This window comes from Bacterioplanoides pacificum, from assembly GCF_042648445.1.
GTDB classification, from domain to species: domain Bacteria; phylum Pseudomonadota; class Gammaproteobacteria; order Pseudomonadales; family Oceanobacteraceae; genus Bacterioplanoides; species Bacterioplanoides pacificum.
Genome location: NZ_JBHRYB010000005.1, coordinates 959,477 through 975,362, shown reverse-complemented (window position 1 = coordinate 975,362; position 15,886 = coordinate 959,477). Strand labels below are relative to the sequence as shown.

Below are 15,886 nucleotides of genomic sequence, written 5' to 3'. Positions count from 1 at the left end.
GTCAGAGGTTTCCCACCCGAGGGTGGGAAAGGGTCGCGAGTGTCTGTTATGAGTCGCCGTTTTCAGTCGTTACTGATGTCGGCTAACTTGCGTGCTGAAAACCAGGGGTACAACACGGGTAACACGAACAGGGTCAGTAGTGTGGCTGTGACCAGGCCGCCGACAATCACACTGGCCAGTGGTTTCTGAATTTCGGCACCGACGCCGCTCGATAGTAACATGGGAATTAATCCCAGTGCGGAAGTTAATGCCGTCATTAATACCGGACGCAGGCGCGATAAGGCACCGGCAAAGGCGGCGGCACGAATCTGATCGCTGGTGGGCTGGCGCTGGCCGTACAGACGCTGATTAATACTTTCCACCATCACGACGCCGTTTAATACCGCGACACCAAACAGGGTGATAAAACCGACCGAGCCGGGCACGGATAAATACTGGCCGGAAATATACAACGAAAACACGCCGCCAATCACCGCCAGCGGAACGTTGACCAGAATTAACAACGCCTGACCGACGGAGTGGAAAGCGAAATACAATAATAAGGCAATTAACGCCAGCGATGCCGGAATCACCAGTGCCAGTCGTTGTTGAGCTCGTTGCTGACTTTCGAACTGGCCACCAATTTCCAGTGAATAGCCTGGCGGCAGGTCAACCTGCTGGCCAACCGCCGTGCGGATATCGGCCACCACGCTGCCCATATCCCGGCCCTGAACGTTGGCCTGAATCACCACCCGGCGTTGTACGTCATCGCGGCGTACCTGGGGTGGGCCGGATTCCATTGCCACCTCCGCCACTTCTGCCAGCCGTACCCAGGCGCCGCTGGGAGACTGCAAACGCAGCTCACGAATGGCATCCTGATTGTGACGAAATTCAGACGCCAGGCGGACGTAAATATCGTAACGTTCATTGCCGTTAATTATCTGTCCGGCTGCCACACCCCCCAGGCCATCGCGCACCAGGGTCATTAAATCGGCGACGCTCAGGCCATAGCGTGATAACTGGCGCCGATCCGGACGGATCACCAGCTGTGCCTCACCGGCAATTTGTTCCAGTGCCACATCACGGGTGCCGGCCACGTTTTTAACCACGGCTTCAATGGCCTGGCCTTTTTCGGCCAGTACATCCAGTTGTTTACCGAATAATTTAATCGCCAGTTGTGAACGCACACCGGATAATAATTCATCCACCCGGGTGGCGATCGGCTGAGAGAAATTGAATAACAAGCCGGGGAATTGCTCCAGCTTGCGCGCCATCAATGTCTGTAGCTCGGCACGGTTGTCAGCCGATTGCCATTCGCTTAGTGGTGCCAGGCCAAGGTAGATTTCGATGTTATTAACCGGTTCCGGGTCGCCGCCGATCTCTGCCCGGCCAACCCGGCTCATGGCGTATTGCACTTCCGGAAAGCTGAGTAACAGCGTCTCCAGTTGTGGGGCAACACTTAACGCGGTTTCCAGGCTGGAGGAGGGGGCCAGCGTAACGCGTAAATTGATGGTGCCTTCTTCCAGTTCGGGGACAAACTCGGTGCCCAGTTGCGGCACTAATAAGGCGGCACCAGCTAGCAGCAGTAGCGCAGCACTCAGCACCACCCGGGTGTGATCCATGGCCCAGCTCAGACTGGTGTGGTAAGCCTGTTGCAACGGACGCAACACCGGGCTTGGTTTTTCGGCGACCGGCGTGCGGAATAAAAAAGTCGCCAGCGCCGGCACTATGACCAGGGCGACGAAGACCGCGGCAATCATCGCCAGCATAATACTGATGGCCATTGGCTGGAATAATTTAGCCTCCACCCCTTCAAAACTGAACAACGGCATAAATACCACCAGGATGATACTGGTGGCAAAAAATACCGGGCGTGCCACTTCACGCCCGGCGGCGCTCAGACGCAAACCAACCGCATCCTGGCCTGGCGGGTTAATGCCGGTCGTGGCGCCGGGGTTATTCAGGTGTTTAATCATATTTTCCACCATCACGACTGAGCCATCGACCAGCATACCAATGGCAACCGCAATACCGCCTAATGACATCAGGTTGGCCGACAGGCCGTACCAGGACATCACCATTAAGGCGATGGCAATTGAGATCGGGATAGAAATTAATACCAGCAAGGTGGCGCGCACGTTCATTAAAAATAACGCCAGTACCACCACAATAAAAACAAATGCCAGCAACAGGGCATGTTGCACTGTCGTTACCGCCTGATTAATTAAGTCGGCCTGGTCATAAATGGTTTTAAATTCTACCCCTTCAGGTAAGGCCTGATTAATCAGCGCCACCCGTTGGTTAATGCCATCGATGGTGGCTTTGGTATTAGCCCCCATGCGTTTTAAGACGATACCGGTGACCACTTCGCCGAGCGCTTGTGGTTCGCCGGCGGCATTTTTGCGGCTCATGGTTACCGCACCCTGGCGGATTTCGCTGCCCAGTTGCACCTCCGCCAGCTGGCCAATAGTGATCACGGTGCCATCGATGGTTTTAACAGGGATGCGACGAATGTCTTCCAGCCCCTGTTGATCGGGTGCTAACCAGCCGGTGCCGCGAATGACCAGTTGCTCCTGGCCACGGTTCATATACCAGCCACCAACATTGCTGTTGTTATTTTCCAGCGCCTGTACCACGTCCTGCTGGCTCAGCTGATACGCCAGCAGTTTTGCCGGGTTGATATTGACCTGGTACTGGCGCACAGCGCCACCAAATGACAACACGTCGGTTACGCCGTCTACCGGCATTAATAATAACTTCACCAGCCAATCATTCAGCGAGCGTAAATCCATCACTGAATAATCCGCGATTGTGTTATCGGCGATTAATAAATACTGATACACCTGGCCGAGGCCGGAGGTGTTGGGCCCCATGGAGGGAATACCAACGCCGGCGGGAATTAATTCCCGTGCCGCCTGCAGCCGTTCAAAAACCAGCTGGCGGGCAAAATAAATATCGGTGCCTTCTTTAAACACCACAGTGACGCCGGATAAGCCGGTTTTGGAAATCGAGCGTACCTGTTCGACATCGGGCAGGGCATACATAACGGCTTCAATCGGGTAACTGATCAGCTGCTCGACTTCTTCTGCCGCCAGTCCGGGTGCTTCGGTATTAATGGCAACCTGCACATTGGTCACGTCGGGAAAGGCGTCCAGATTTAATTTGGGGATCGTGAACAACGCAGCCACCACTGTCAGCGCCAGCAGAATGACCACCAGCAGCCGGTTCTTCACCGACCAATCAATGATTTTATAAAACATAATTCATGACTCCCGGCTTAGTGGTTGTGTGGATCAAAGCCGCCTTTGGCGAGCTCTGAGGCGACAAAAAAGGCTCCCTGGCTGACCACCCGGCGCCCGGCGGCCAGCCCCTGGATGGCATGGCGCTCACCAAAACTCTGACCGCGTTCCACCTCAACGGCGACGAACTCACCAGGCTGTTGTTCAACAAACACCTGCCAGTCGCCATCGGCACTGCGGACTAAGGCGGTTTCTGTGACAGTCAGCTGGGGCTGCTGACTGCGGAACTGAAAATACACGTCGGCAAACATCCCCGGATGCAGCTGGTGTGCCTGGTTGTTAACCATTAGCCGCACCACCCGGGTACGGGTTTGTTCATCAATGGTGTGGGCCTGTTGTACCACCTCAGCGTCGTAACGCCGGCCGGCGACCTCGACGCTGGCCCTGCTGCCGGCGGGTAATGCCAGAGACGGCTGAGCGGGCAGACGTGCTTCCACCCACAGCTGGCTTTCGTCGGCCAGCAGCATCAGCTCCGTGCCGGCGTCGACCCGCTGGCCCTGATTAAAATCATCATTCAGCACGGCACCGTCGATGGCGGCGGTTAAGGTGTATTGCCCCAGCTGACTGGCAGGCTGACGTGCCAGAGTATCGATGGCCGTGCGCTCCAGACCGTAGGCCAACAGCCGGCTGAGTGATACCTGATGATCGGCCCGGGCGCGGATATAACGCTGATCACCCACTGTTTTACGTCCCAGTTGTTGTACCCGTTGCCATTCCGCACGGGAGGTTAAAAACTGCGCCTGGGCATCGGCCATGGTTTCGCTGAACAGGGTCACCAGAGGCTGGCCCTGTTTAACGTGATCTCCGAGGGTGGCGTGGCGTTGTAATACCACCGAATCAACCCGTGGCGCGGCGAGGTAGCTGCGGTAACCGTTGGCTTTGATTTCCGCCGGCGCATAACGCTGATAATCAATGCGTTGTGGCGTTAACGTTTCAGTCTTAATGCCGGCCAGGCGAATTTGTGCCGGACTCAGGCTGACGCTGGCCGCTTCGTGGCCGGTATCCTGATGATTGTCATCGTTGTGGTCTGAATCATCGTGGTCTGGGTCATCGTGATCTGAATCGCTGTGCTGCTGTGCCGCTGGTTGAGCAGCGTGGTTATGATTGTCACCGGCACTGGCTGGTTGTGGTGCCAGCAGCACGCTGGCTGTAATAAAGGCAATCAAGCCCGTTGTATAAATAGTCATAATAGATGTCCGTAATTCGTTAAAAACAGGTCACAACTGTGTTAGGGCAAGTGCTGCAGCCGGGCGCTGGTTTCCAGCCAGCGGATCAATGCCAGCCGGGCGTCCCGTTGCAGTCGCAGGCCCGCTTCGATGCCGTCCCGTCGTTGGCTCAGGGCCAGCAGATATTGCTGTGTACTGAGGTCGCCGGATTGCCACTGGCGCTGTAATAAGGTGGCGCTGTTGTCCTGGCTGTTGTGCATCAGGGTTTGCCAGCGTTGCAGCTGTTGCTGGTACTGTTGCGCCAGTGAGCGGGCCGACTCCAGCTGGTAGTCGAGCTGACGCAGCTGGGCCAGGTAACCGGATTCGGCCGCCAGTGCCTGCTGTTGGGCTGCACGGTTACTGGCCTGGTAGTTATTACGCAGATTGAGTGGAATCGACAGGTTGAGGCCAATCACGTCCTGATCGGCATTGCGCCCGGCACTGACCCCAAGGCTGGGGCGGGCGCGGTTGCCACGTTGCTGGCTGTCGGCCCGGGCCAAAGCCTGCTGCCAGCGGGCTTTGGCCAGTTGTAACTGAGGTAGTTGTTGCAGCTGCTGCTGAGTGGCCGGCTGTTGGGCCTGGCTCAGAGGGCGCAACAGCGTTTGCCAGAATGTCTCATCCGGGCTGAAAACCGCTGGGCGCCAGTCGGGCAGCCAGCGGCGGACATCGTTTTCCGCAGTCTGGTAAGCCGCAACCGCCTCGGCGGTGTCGGCCAGGGTGCCAGCCAACGACAAGCGTGTCAGCTCGACATCAATCTGACCCAGATCGCCGGTATTCAGCCGCTGTTCGGTGAGGCTGGCGAGCTGATCGAGTTGTTGCTCCTGTTGCCGTGCCAGCTGATAACGGCGCTGGCTGCTGTGCCAGTTCACCAGTGCCTGCAATGCCTGGCTCAGCATCCGCTGGCGCTCAAGCTGATATTGCTGTTCGGCCTGCTGGCGCTGCCATTGTGCCTGTCGGCTCAGGGCGCCGCGCTGATCCCACCAGTCGATGGTTTGTGATACACCCAGTTGCAGGTTTTCACTGTTACCTTCCTGTTCATAGCTGCCACTCAGTTGCGGGTTATACAGCGGTTGCTGTGTAGCTTCTGCTGCCGCGATCTGAGCGTCTCGTTGTTGCCGTGCCGCCAGACTGTCCGGCAGGTTATCCAGTTGCTGGCGCAGCCAGGCCAGCGGTTGTTGCGGGCTGGTCACTGACGCCGCAGACGCAGGGCGGCTGGCCGCCACCACCGGTTTTTCCGGTTGCTTGTAGGGCGGGTTCGATGGCTCGTTTGCCAGCAGGCTTGCAGGCAATAGCGCCAGGCCGCTGGCCAGTATCAGGGACAGCGGGGTATGGGGTACAAATCCGGTCATGGAAAGTGCCTTATTAATGCGTTAAAGAACGCAGTGGCCCGGCGACGGGCCACTGCGGTGACAACGGATTAACTCAGCAATATCGGAGGGCGCAGGGCGGGGGAATAATATCCGGGCGGAAATTGTTGCGCTGTGGGCCAGCGTAAACCGCTGCTTTGTGGTTGTGGCAGATGCAGGTCTTTGTTTATCAGGGAGCTGAACGTCGGTGCATGGCAATGGCAGCAATGCTGGCAGTTCTCGTCGCCAGTGTGGTTGTCGGTGGCCGCTTCACTGGCCTGGTGATGGCTGCCGTATTCGCCATCACGGTGTCCGTGTAACGCTTGCTCGGCGCCGTGGCGATGTTCCAGTGCGGCGGCATTGTGGCTTAATTCAGCGTCAAACGCCGGATGTACGTCGGCACTGACGAACAGTGATTGCAACGCAATCACACACATCAGAAGCCAGAGTAACAACGGCTGTTTTACGGAAAATGTCATGGCCGGACCAGAACGTTAAATACCCGGGGTATTTAGAAGGGTGAATGCGGCTGTCTATGCAGTAACTGTAAAGAAGCGTGCCGGTGGTTAGTCCGGTGCGTTTTTAAAGGGTAACAGGGTGTTTGCCTGGTCACGGTAAAGCAATACCTGTTGGCGCTCCTGAGCAACAAAATCCGCCACTGCCCGCTGAAATTCCGGATGCATCAGCTGATGGCCGCTGTAGGTTAACGTGGGCTCAAAACCGCGGCTGATTTTATGCTCCCCCTGTGTGCCCGGATCAAACCGTTGTAATCCCCGTTCGATACAGAATTCAATACCCTGGTAATAGCATGCTTCAAAATGTAACGCATCAAACTCCTGTAATGCCCCCCAATAGCGGCCGTATAACGTGTGCTGGTCAAAAAAGTACAGTGCACAGGCCTGGGGTTGCTGATGCTGATCACAGGCCATCACCAGCATCATTTGTTCGTTCAGGGTGTCACGCAGCTGCTGAAAAAAGCCGCGATTTAAATAACCGCGGGAGCGCCGCAGGGCGTACGTCATCTGGTAACACTGATAAAACACCTCGATATCGTCTGGCTGAATATCGTTACCGGTTTTACGTACCAGGGTCAGGCCTTGCTGCGTTACTTTCTGCCGCTCTTTACGTACCGCTTTGCGTTTACGGCTGGTAAAACCCTCGAGGTAGTGGTCAAAGTGCTGGTACTGACGGTTGTACCAGTGGAACTGGCAGGCCATGCGTGGCAGAACACCGGCTTGCTGGCTCAGCAGCTGGTGGCTGTCAGGCATGATAAAGTTGAGGTGCCAGCCCGATAGTCCCAGTGTGGCGCAATGTTGTTGCAACGCTTCACAAACGCCGGACCAGTCAGCGTCTGGCCGGCCTAACCGGCGTGGTCCGCTGGCCGGGGTAAAGGGCGCAGCCAGCAGTAATTTGGGGTAATAATCAAAGCTGTGACGCTGATAGGCATCGGCCCAGCTCCAGTCGAATACGTATTCGCCATAACTATGTTGTTTGATAAATGCCGGCAATATCTGGTCGATCTCACCCGTGCTGTTTTTGGCCACCAGGTAATGCACCAGCCAGCCGCTGTGGCTGGCCGCTAACGGATCCGGCTGCCGGGCATCAATACACTGGTGTTGCTCCAGTGCCAGCAGAAAACGGTAATCGAGAAACGGGTAATGCAGCCCCGGCTGGGTGTTGTCCGCCTGTGCCAGCAGTGCCTGCCAGCGTTGTTGCGGTATCTCTTCGATGCTGTAGACAGGAGAAAAACTCGCCATAAATCAGTGACCTGCTGCGTTATCAGAGCTAAGATGAAAAACATATCCGGATCTTCAGCTGGCATTGTATGCGCTTCGCCGGGCTGAATCAGCAACAGGAGTAGAATGATGTTTAATCTCGACGAACGCCTGCAGGCCGATACCATTCTGGTTGGTCGCCTGCCTCTGTGTCAGGTACTGCTGATGAACGACAGCCGTTACCCCTGGGTGATTCTGGTGCCGGCGCGTAATGATATCCGCGAATATTACCATTTGTCGGACAGCGATCAGCAGCAGATGATGAAAGAATCGGTCTGGGTAACGGAAAAGATGGCCGATCACTTTTCCGCCAAATCGATGAATGTGGCCGCGCTGGGTAATGTGGTGGCGCAGTTACACGTTCATCATGTGGTGCGCAACGAAGATGATCCGGCCTGGCCCGGCCCGGTCTGGGGGCACAGTCCGGCGCTGGCGTACAGCTCTGATCAGCTGGAGCAACGGGTGCATGAATTAAAAGGTTTGTTTGAAAGTCACTTTGTTGAAGACCTGCACGGCGAAGACGACGCCGAAAATAATATCTACTGGTAATTTTCTGTTGTTATGCCTCAGGGATGATGCTGGTTCTGTTCATTAAGCGACTTCCCTGATGAAAATATTACGACGTTACATGTTTAACCGTTTGGGTAATTTTAATTACCTGATCGGTTGTGAGAAAACCCGCCAGGCGATTGCCCTGGATCCGCTTGACGGCGAACACATGCTGCAACTGGCCGAGCAGCAGGGCTGGCAAATCAAACTCATCATTAATACCCACGAACATCACGATCATATTGAAGGCAACCCGGTGGTTGCAGCAGCGACCGGAGCGCAAATCTGGGCGCACAAAAATGCCTTGGGAAAAATTCCCAATGTCGATCACGGTCTGGTCGCCGGTGACGTGGTTGAGCTGGGAACCATCCGTTTGACCGTGTTATATACCCCGGGGCATACGCCGGTGCATTTGTGTTTATTAGCCCAGGCCGATGACTATAACCCGCAGCCGGTATTATTCTCCGGCGATACCTTATTTAACGCCTGTGTCGGTAATTGTTTTAATGGCGGAGATGTCGATACCATGTACGACACGTTCGTGTCGCAGCTGCTGCCGCTGCCGGACGAAACGCTGTTATATCCCGGCCATGATTATATGAAAAACAATCTGGCCTTTGCCCTGAGTCGTGATCCCGGCAATCCGGATGCCTTACATTGGCAGCAGCAGCTGGCGGATACGGAACATGATGATATGCCGGTGATGACGCTCGGGCAGGAGCGTTTGTATAACCCGTTTTTGCGGTTACACAGTGAAGCCGTCCGGGCGCAGCTGAAACACGATTTCCCTCACCTTGGGGAGGGTGACCGGGATGTGTTTAAGGCGCTGCGGGCGTTGCGGGATCAATGGTAGTCACTGAAAAATATCCTTGAATTCAGGACTGTTTATATCAATAAATAACAATCAGCCTGGTATTCCTCTTTAATTGAATGCTGCCAGGCAAGCGGATTTAACTACGGTGACGTTCGCGGAACTCGCCCGGCGTTTTTCCACTCCACTTTTTAAAGGCGCGACAAAAAACGGCCGGATTCTGAATGCCGACATCAAAGGCAATGTGTTTGGTGGTTTTATCCGTATCTATTAATAATCGCCGGGCGATGGCAAAGCGTGCCTGATCCAGTAATGGCTGAAACGACAGGCCGTCCTCTTTTAATTTACGGTTTAACGTGCGCACCGATACCGCCATGTGTCCGGCCAGATCATCGCGGCTGATAAAGCGGCCGGCCTGGGCCTGCTGCTCGATGTGACGCCGGGCTTTGAGACTGAAACTTTCGGCGGCGCGGGCTTCTTCGGCCTGTTTTTCCAGCTGCTCGATATATAACTTATGGGTTGCCAGGTTGGGGCGGGGCAGTGGCATATCCAGCACTTCCAGTGGAAAACGTACTTTCGCCTGGGACGCATTTTCGAACAGCTGGCCGCGGGTGAAGTGCTCAAACTCCGCTTTTTGTTGGCCCAGTACATAAGGAAGATAATATTCAGCACTGACGTCGATACCGGCGCGCTGCATATAAAAACTAACCGCACAGAAGATAATTTCGAACAGAATCTGTTCGATGGTGTTGTCGAAACGCACCAGCGGAGATAACACCACTTCCAGATGGTGGCGGCTGCGTTTGATATGAAAATCTATGCCCGGGCTGTATAAAAAAATATAACGCTGAAAGGTGGTTAACGCATCACCGCCGGTGGGTGAATTCACCAGTGCCAGACCCAGCAGTCCCAGGGTGTCTTCTTTAAACTGGCGGCATAACTGAATACTGAAACGTTCCGATTTGTCGGCAATCAGATTGCCTGTCGCGAGCAGGATTTCGACCTGTTTGCCATTCAGGGTGGCGTGTGGGTCGTCGAGGGTCACCCGTGGGATGTGCAATAATTCGTACACCCGGGTTAACGGCACATTCATCACCTGCATGCGTGGCACGCTGGCAATAAAATCGGCGGCCAGCTGGCTGTAAATGGCCGGAAATTTCAGCTGTTTCAGTTCATTCATGGGGGCAGTATAACCAGTACCCTGCAGAAACCACAGGGCACTGACGGCCGGAATGAGACAATAAAAGACTCAGTAAGCGGCGAGATCGACCCGGGCTTCTTCAATCAGACGCTCGTCATCGATCTGATCAGGATGGAAGCCGGGCTTCAGGTAGGCCAGAAAATCTTTCAGCAGATAACGGTTACGTTTCAGTACTGTCCGCAGTGAACCTTTCATGGCTTTACGTGCCTGGCGGCCGCTGTAACCATCCTGGCGCATAAACTGGTGGGCGAATTTAAAGGAATAACCCAACACCACAAGTACCGCACACAGGTAACCAAACTGACGCAGAAAATAGTTACCGGACACCTCGCGATAAACGTCGTAGGCCACGGCTTTGTGTTCAATTTCTTCAATCGCATGCCATTGCATCAGGTCGCGCATAACAGGGTGACCTTCCACCACGTCCTGATCGCGCAGTGCAACCTGAGCGGCAATGGCGGTGAGATGTTCTGCACCGGCAGTCATTGCCAGGCGCAGCTTAACCGGCAGTTTTTTCCGCATTTTGATGATGAAATTATCGAACTTCGTCAGTTCTTCGCGGAAGGTGTAGCCGTTCTCATCCAGAATGTCGAAATATTTCAGGTGTTCCAGAGAGTGTTGCGCTTCCTGGCCATAAAAACCTTTGGCGCGTTGCTTCAGGTCTTCAGTCGGGTTGTCGAGTTGCTTCAGGCCGTCACGAACCGCGTGCATAAAAAAGCGTTCACCTTCGGGAAACAGCAGATTCATGCCGTTGAAGAAGTTACTGAACGGCAGGTTGCCGTTAAGGTAGTCTTTCGGGACATCTTTGAACTCGAAGTTCATTTTACGTACCGGAATCTGTCCTGGCTGATGCGCTGCAGTCATGGTTTAGCACCTTTGTTTATTGTTGTTTTCGTCACACTTTATGGATGTTAGTGAGATTACTCCCGGGCAGGCAACCGGGTGGGACAGAGTATGTGCATTTTGGGACAGTTTGTTGGCTGTTGTGGCTGCTGATGCCCAGCTGTTGCCAGTGGCGGATAACTGCACCATAAGCGCCAGCGTTTCAGCATGAATTTATTCCTGAGATAAGTGGGGTGATTGTGCCAGTAAGCTGGCCACCCGGGTTTGCAGTTCGGGTACCAGCTGTTGTTCAAACCAGGGGTTTTTCTTCAGCCAGATCTGGTTGCGCGGTGACGGGTGGGGCAGGGGTAAAAAACCAGCCGGCGCCTGGTGCCAGTGTTGTACCCGGGCGGTAAGCGAGCGGTGTTGGCGAATAAAATCCGTGTTCGCCAGGTAATATTGTTGCGCGTACTGGCCAATTAATAAGGTTAAGCTGACCTGCGGTAACTGCTGTAACAGAGCCTGATGCCATTGCGGAGCACACTCCGGACGAGGTGGTAAATCGCCACTTTTGCCTTTGCCCGGGTAACAAAACCCCATTGGCATAATGGCCAGTTGTTGTGGGTTATAAAACGTGGCGTGAGCGATATTCAGCCACTGGCGTAACCGTTTACCACTGGCATCATCCCAGGGAATACCGCTGACATGCACCCGGCTGCCCGGTGCCTGGCCAATGATCAGTATCCGCGCGCTGGCACCTGCCTGAACCACCGGGCGTGGGCCAAGTGGCAGTTGTCCGGCACATAAGGTGCAGGAGTTAATATCCTGTAACAGCGTAATCAGATGGCTCATGACAAATTCCGGGCAAAAAAAAGCGGTCAGAGAATGACCGCTTTAACCGACGATGCCAATCTTACAGTGCCATGTCTTTCAGTTTTTTCAGCGGCAGTACTTTCACTTTGGTGGAAGCCGGTTTTGCCGCTACGTCCATGGTTTCGCCCGGACGGAATGGGTTTGGTACGTTTTTGCGCGCTTTTTGAGCAGGCTTTTTAACGGTTTTGATTTTCAGCAGGCCTGGCAGAGTGAATTCGCCAACCGCACGTTTTTTGATGTGACGCTCAATCACCACGCCCAGTTCTTCCAGTACGGCAGAAACTTCTTTGCGGCTCAGGCCAGTGTTGTCAGCGATTTCATTCAGAATCTGGGTTTTAGTGAACTTTTCTTTTACAGCCGTGATTTTACGGGCTGGAGCGGCTTTCTTGGCAGGCATAAGTCTATGGTCCTTACAGTATTGTTATTTCCGAACGTACTTCATTAACGAACTTACTTCCGAAGATTGACCGATTCGTCAGTCAACTGAGCTGATTTTTATAGAAAACCGTTTGCCTGGCAAGCGCCAAATACCTGTTTTTGTAGGCTTTTGTAAGAACTCAGGGCGGAAAACGACCTGAGTCACAAAAGTATCATCTGAGTTGTCGCCAACGTGGCTGAAATTTGCTGCGCTTCAGGCGATCTTGCTCAGCAGCCAGCCGAATATTTCAGAGTAACGGATCGGGAACAGCCGCTGAGTGCGGTCCATGGCCCGGGCGTCGGCGCCAATCAGGATGCGGCGTTTGCCTTTTAAGGTGCCGTTGATAATAGTGCTGGCGGCCTGGTCCGGGGTGGTGCGGGCCATTTTTTCGAAGTCCCGGGCCTGCTGGTCGAGGCTTTTTTCGGCAGCCCCCTGGCTGGCGGCCAATGAGGTTTTCATCCGGCCATTGCGGACAATATTGGTTTTAATGCCGCCCGGATGAACCGTGGTCACCATAATATGGGTATCCGCCAGTTCCTGGCGTAACGATTCGGTGAAACCCCGTACGGCAAATTTGGTGGCATTGTAGGCCGCCTGTGTCGGCAGTGCGATGATGCCAAAAATACTCGATACATTAATGATCGCTGCCTCCGGCCGTTGCTTCAGCAGTGGCAGGAAGGTTTTGGTGCCATACACCACGCCCCAGAAGTTGATGTTAACGATCCACTCCATATCGTCGTAACTCATCTGCTCCACGGTTTCCGACAGCGCCACGCCGGCGTTGTTGATGATGGCATCCACCTGACCATGATCGCTGATTACTGTGTCGGCGTAGGCTTGCCAGGCGGCACGATCCGCAACATTTAACGTGTGCAGCGTTACCTTGCCTGGCCCCTGAAGCATATCCCGGGTTTCTTCCAGACCGGCCATATTGACATCCGACAGCGCCAGATGGGCGCCGTCGTGGCTGAGTTGCCGGGCCAGTGCCCGGCCAATACCGGAGGCCGCTCCGGTGATCACGACAACTTTATTGGAAAATGACTGCATAAAAAGGACTCCGCATGACGCTTGTTATTGTTGTATGACAGCGGCTTTCGCTGTGACAGGCTGGCCAGATTACCCGGGCAACAGGAAGCGTCACAGGTGCATTTGTGTCGCGATTGGGATTGTTCTGTGGCATGAAGGCGGGAAATTGCCGCCGGGGTATCGGCGGCCCTGCAAAAATTCTGTATACTGCCCGCCTTTTTATATTTCAAAACTAATTTCAACGACGTATTAACGCGGGAACAAATAATGCGCACGCACTATTGTGGTGATATCAACGAAACTTTGATTGACCAAACCGTCACCTTCTGTGGCTGGGTACATCGTCGCCGTGACCACGGTGGCGTCATCTTTTTAGACGTTCGCGATCGCGAAGGTCTGGTACAGGTCGTTTTCGACCCGGATACCGTCGAAGCCTTTAATACCGCCGATAGTGTGCGTTCTGAGTTTGTTGTACAGATCACCGGTCGTGTGCGTGGTCGTCCGGAAGGCACCATCAACGACAATATGCGTACCGGTAAGATCGAAGTGCTGGGTAAAGAAATTAATGTGGTGAACAAGGCTGCAACGCCGCCGTTCCCGCTGGATGGTTACACCGATGTGGGCGAAGACATCCGTCTGAAGTACCGCTACATGGATATGCGTCGTCCTGAAATGCAGGAGAAGCTGCGCTTCCGCTCTAAAGTGACCTCTCATGTGCGTCGTTACCTGGAAGACAACGGTTTCCTGGATATCGAAACGCCGATCCTGACCCGTGCGACGCCGGAAGGTGCACGTGACTACCTGGTGCCAAGCCGTACTCACGAAGGTTCTTTCTTCGCACTGCCGCAGTCACCACAGCTGTTCAAGCAGCTGCTGATGGTGTCCGGCTTCGACCGTTACTACCAGATCGCCAAGTGTTTCCGTGACGAAGACCTGCGTGCAGACCGTCAGCCGGAATTCACCCAGATCGATATCGAAGCCTCGTTCATCGATGAAGAGCAAATCATGTCTCTGACCCAGGGCATGATCACTGAAATCTTCGAAAAAGAATTAAACGTGCAGCTGGGCGAATTCCCGCGTATGCCATACGCCGAAGCGATGGAAAAGTACGGTTCTGATAAACCAGACCTGCGTATCCCGCTGCAACTGGTGGACGTGGCTGAATTCCTGCAGGATATCGAATTCAAAGTCTTCGCCGGTCCGGCGAAAGATCCGAAAGGTCGCGTAGCGGCGCTGCGTGTACCGGGTGGTGCTGAGATCTCGCGTAAGCAGATCGACGAATACACCAAGTTCGTTGGCATCTACGGCGCCAAAGGTCTGGCCTGGATTAAGGTCAACGAGATTGAAAACGGCGTTAACGGCCTGCAGTCGCCAATCATCAAGTTCATCGGTGAAGAAAACACCATGGACATCATGAACAAGCTGGGCGCACAAAACGGCGACATCATCTTCTTCGGTGCCGACAAAGAAGTGATCGTTAACGAAGCGCTGGGCGCACTGCGTTGCAAGCTGGGCGAAGACCTGAACCTGTACACCTGTGACTGGGCACCTCTGTGGGTTGTCGACTTCCCGATGTTCGAAGAAACCAAAGACGGTGGCATCACTGCGATTCACCACCCGTTCACCGCACCAAGCTGCTCTCCGGAAGAGCTGAAAGCAGAGCCTACCACGGCACTGTCTCGTGCTTACGATATGGTTCTGAACGGCTGTGAGCTGGGTGGTGGTTCGATCCGTATCCACGAACAATCGATGCAGGAAACCGTATTCGACGTACTGGGCATCAGCGAAGAAGAACAGCAAGAGAAGTTCGGCTTCCTGCTGGACGCACTGAAGTACGGTGCTCCGGTACACGGTGGCCTGGCATTTGGTTTGGACCGCTTAGTGATGCTGCTGACCGGTGCTCAGTCGATCCGTGAAGTGATTGCCTTCCCGAAAACTCAGTCGGCGGCGTGTGTGATGACCGAAGCGCCTGGGCAGGTTGGCAACGCACAGCTGCGTGAACTGCATATCAAACTGCGTGAGAAACCTAAAGCTGAATCTTAAGATTTAGTTGGTTTTAAGTGCTTAAAAAAACGGGAGCTTCGGCTCCCGTTTTTGTATCTGACTTAGGGATAAAAGGCTTCATTATGGAAATGATCACTGCTTTGAAACACTACCATCATCTCCTTGTATTACTTCAAATAAAAATAAAAATCCTTGTTAGCTTTTTGATTATATTGATCTCTGTACCCGGGCATACCGATACTCCACATATCGATTTTGTCCAGTCGCGTTTAATGACGGCGTTTCCTGCCTCGCAACAGGCGTTGTGGCCGGTGAGTTACAATAACCGCATCGTGGGTTACGGTGATCGCAGTGATAACTGGTTGCTGCAAACCCCGGATTGTTGGGGGGATGCGCAATGCGCCAACAGCGCTGCATTACAGCGTTACACCGATACCATTCGCGCGGATATTGCCAGCGACCGGACGTTAGCGGCGCTGGCGATTTCCCCGGGCGGTTTGATAACCAGCTGTTTAATCGCGGCCGGTTTCTTTTCCGGCTGCGTTAATATCCCGCCACTTTCGCTGTCTGGCTGATGC

General features: G+C 54.2%; 14 protein-coding genes. 4 read left to right on the top strand and 10 right to left on the bottom strand.

Annotated features, from left to right (window positions below; translation table 11 throughout):
* Nucleotides 1–62: 62 nt before the first annotated feature.
* The 5 genes from ACFOMG_RS09040 to ACFOMG_RS09020 all read right to left on the bottom strand — a co-directional run bounded on the left by ACFOMG_RS09040 (nt 63) and on the right by ACFOMG_RS09020 (nt 7,586).
* Entirely contained in the window at nt 63–3,239 is a 3,177-nt protein-coding gene (locus tag ACFOMG_RS09040; RefSeq protein WP_376866133.1) for an efflux RND transporter permease subunit, read from the bottom strand.
* A 17-nt stretch (nt 3,240–3,256) separates the two neighbouring features.
* The gene (locus ACFOMG_RS09035) at nt 3,257–4,465 is read right to left on the bottom strand and encodes an efflux RND transporter periplasmic adaptor subunit (protein WP_376866132.1); all 1,209 of its coding nucleotides are present in this window, start codon (nt 4,463–4,465) and stop codon (nt 3,257–3,259) included.
* A gap of 41 nt (nt 4,466–4,506) precedes the next feature.
* Entirely contained in the window at nt 4,507–5,832 is a 1,326-nt protein-coding gene (locus tag ACFOMG_RS09030; RefSeq protein ID WP_376866131.1) for a TolC family protein, read from the bottom strand.
* 68 nt (nt 5,833–5,900) lie between these two features.
* A complete protein-coding gene (locus tag ACFOMG_RS09025; protein ID WP_376866130.1) occupies nt 5,901–6,308 on the bottom strand; it encodes a hypothetical protein in 408 nt (135 codons plus the stop codon).
* An 87-nt stretch (nt 6,309–6,395) separates the two neighbouring features.
* Nucleotides 6,396–7,586, bottom strand: a complete 1,191-nt coding sequence (locus ACFOMG_RS09020) for a GNAT family N-acetyltransferase (protein WP_376866128.1) — start codon at nt 7,584–7,586, stop codon at nt 6,396–6,398.
* A gap of 105 nt (nt 7,587–7,691) precedes the next feature.
* Here ACFOMG_RS09020 and ACFOMG_RS09015 point away from each other — a divergent pair, with 105 nt between their 5' ends.
* Together ACFOMG_RS09015 and ACFOMG_RS09010 are read left to right on the top strand one after the other, a co-directional pair.
* The gene (locus ACFOMG_RS09015; protein WP_376866127.1) at nt 7,692–8,153 is read left to right on the top strand and encodes an HIT domain-containing protein; all 462 of its coding nucleotides are present in this window, start codon (nt 7,692–7,694) and stop codon (nt 8,151–8,153) included.
* A gap of 58 nt (nt 8,154–8,211) precedes the next feature.
* Nucleotides 8,212–9,006 (top strand): hydroxyacylglutathione hydrolase, encoded by a 795-nt coding sequence (locus tag ACFOMG_RS09010; protein ID WP_376866126.1) that lies wholly within the window; start codon nt 8,212–8,214, stop codon nt 9,004–9,006.
* 97 nt (nt 9,007–9,103) lie between these two features.
* On the opposite strand, the gene ACFOMG_RS09005 is transcribed toward ACFOMG_RS09010, so the two are convergent.
* The 5 genes from ACFOMG_RS09005 to ACFOMG_RS08985 all read right to left on the bottom strand — a co-directional run bounded on the left by ACFOMG_RS09005 (nt 9,104) and on the right by ACFOMG_RS08985 (nt 13,325).
* Nucleotides 9,104–10,144: a helix-turn-helix domain-containing protein gene (locus tag ACFOMG_RS09005; RefSeq protein ID WP_376866124.1), complete on the bottom strand. Its 1,041-nt coding sequence runs from the start codon at nt 10,142–10,144 to the stop codon at nt 9,104–9,106.
* A gap of 69 nt (nt 10,145–10,213) precedes the next feature.
* On the bottom strand, nt 10,214–11,029 hold the full coding sequence (locus ACFOMG_RS09000; RefSeq protein WP_376866123.1) for a metal-dependent hydrolase: 816 nt from the start codon (nt 11,027–11,029) through the stop codon (nt 10,214–10,216).
* Nucleotides 11,030–11,221: 192 nt separating this feature from the next.
* The gene (locus ACFOMG_RS08995) at nt 11,222–11,839 is read right to left on the bottom strand and encodes a uracil-DNA glycosylase family protein (RefSeq protein WP_376866122.1); all 618 of its coding nucleotides are present in this window, start codon (nt 11,837–11,839) and stop codon (nt 11,222–11,224) included.
* Nucleotides 11,840–11,900: 61 nt separating this feature from the next.
* Nucleotides 11,901–12,257: an HU family DNA-binding protein gene (locus ACFOMG_RS08990; RefSeq protein WP_376866121.1), complete on the bottom strand. Its 357-nt coding sequence runs from the start codon at nt 12,255–12,257 to the stop codon at nt 11,901–11,903.
* Nucleotides 12,258–12,491: 234 nt separating this feature from the next.
* Nucleotides 12,492–13,325, bottom strand: a complete 834-nt coding sequence (locus ACFOMG_RS08985) for an SDR family NAD(P)-dependent oxidoreductase (protein ID WP_376866120.1) — start codon at nt 13,323–13,325, stop codon at nt 12,492–12,494.
* A gap of 246 nt (nt 13,326–13,571) precedes the next feature.
* Between ACFOMG_RS08985 and aspS the strand changes: the two genes are divergently transcribed.
* Together aspS and ACFOMG_RS08975 are read left to right on the top strand one after the other, a co-directional pair.
* Entirely contained in the window at nt 13,572–15,347 is a 1,776-nt protein-coding gene (gene aspS / locus ACFOMG_RS08980) for an aspartate--tRNA ligase (RefSeq protein WP_376866118.1), read from the top strand.
* A 233-nt stretch (nt 15,348–15,580) separates the two neighbouring features.
* Nucleotides 15,581–15,883, top strand: coding sequence for a hypothetical protein (locus ACFOMG_RS08975; protein WP_376866117.1), 303 nt, complete (start codon nt 15,581–15,583; stop codon nt 15,881–15,883).
* The last annotated feature ends 3 nt before the right edge of the window (nt 15,884–15,886 follow it).

Bases quoted from the DNA above. Each gene is read 5' to 3' on its own strand.
- ACFOMG_RS09040 (WP_376866133.1), bottom strand. From the start codon at position 3,239: ATGTTTTATAAAATCATTGATTGGTCGGTGAAGAACCGGCTGCTGGTG.
- ACFOMG_RS09035 (WP_376866132.1), bottom strand. From the start codon at position 4,465: ATGACTATTTATACAACGGGCTTGATTGCCTTTATTACAGCCAGCGTG.
- ACFOMG_RS09030 (WP_376866131.1), bottom strand. From the start codon at position 5,832: ATGACCGGATTTGTACCCCATACCCCGCTGTCCCTGATACTGGCCAGC.
- ACFOMG_RS09025 (WP_376866130.1), bottom strand. From the start codon at position 6,308: ATGACATTTTCCGTAAAACAGCCGTTGTTACTCTGGCTTCTGATGTGT.
- ACFOMG_RS09020 (WP_376866128.1), bottom strand. From the start codon at position 7,586: ATGGCGAGTTTTTCTCCTGTCTACAGCATCGAAGAGATACCGCAACAA.
- ACFOMG_RS09015 (WP_376866127.1), top strand. From the start codon at position 7,692: ATGATGTTTAATCTCGACGAACGCCTGCAGGCCGATACCATTCTGGTT.
- ACFOMG_RS09010 (WP_376866126.1), top strand. From the start codon at position 8,212: ATGAAAATATTACGACGTTACATGTTTAACCGTTTGGGTAATTTTAAT.
- ACFOMG_RS09005 (WP_376866124.1), bottom strand. From the start codon at position 10,144: ATGAATGAACTGAAACAGCTGAAATTTCCGGCCATTTACAGCCAGCTG.
- ACFOMG_RS09000 (WP_376866123.1), bottom strand. From the start codon at position 11,029: ATGACTGCAGCGCATCAGCCAGGACAGATTCCGGTACGTAAAATGAAC.
- ACFOMG_RS08995 (WP_376866122.1), bottom strand. From the start codon at position 11,839: ATGAGCCATCTGATTACGCTGTTACAGGATATTAACTCCTGCACCTTA.
- ACFOMG_RS08990 (WP_376866121.1), bottom strand. From the start codon at position 12,257: ATGCCTGCCAAGAAAGCCGCTCCAGCCCGTAAAATCACGGCTGTAAAA.
- ACFOMG_RS08985 (WP_376866120.1), bottom strand. From the start codon at position 13,325: ATGCAGTCATTTTCCAATAAAGTTGTCGTGATCACCGGAGCGGCCTCC.
- aspS (WP_376866118.1), top strand. From the start codon at position 13,572: ATGCGCACGCACTATTGTGGTGATATCAACGAAACTTTGATTGACCAA.
- ACFOMG_RS08975 (WP_376866117.1), top strand. From the start codon at position 15,581: ATGACGGCGTTTCCTGCCTCGCAACAGGCGTTGTGGCCGGTGAGTTAC.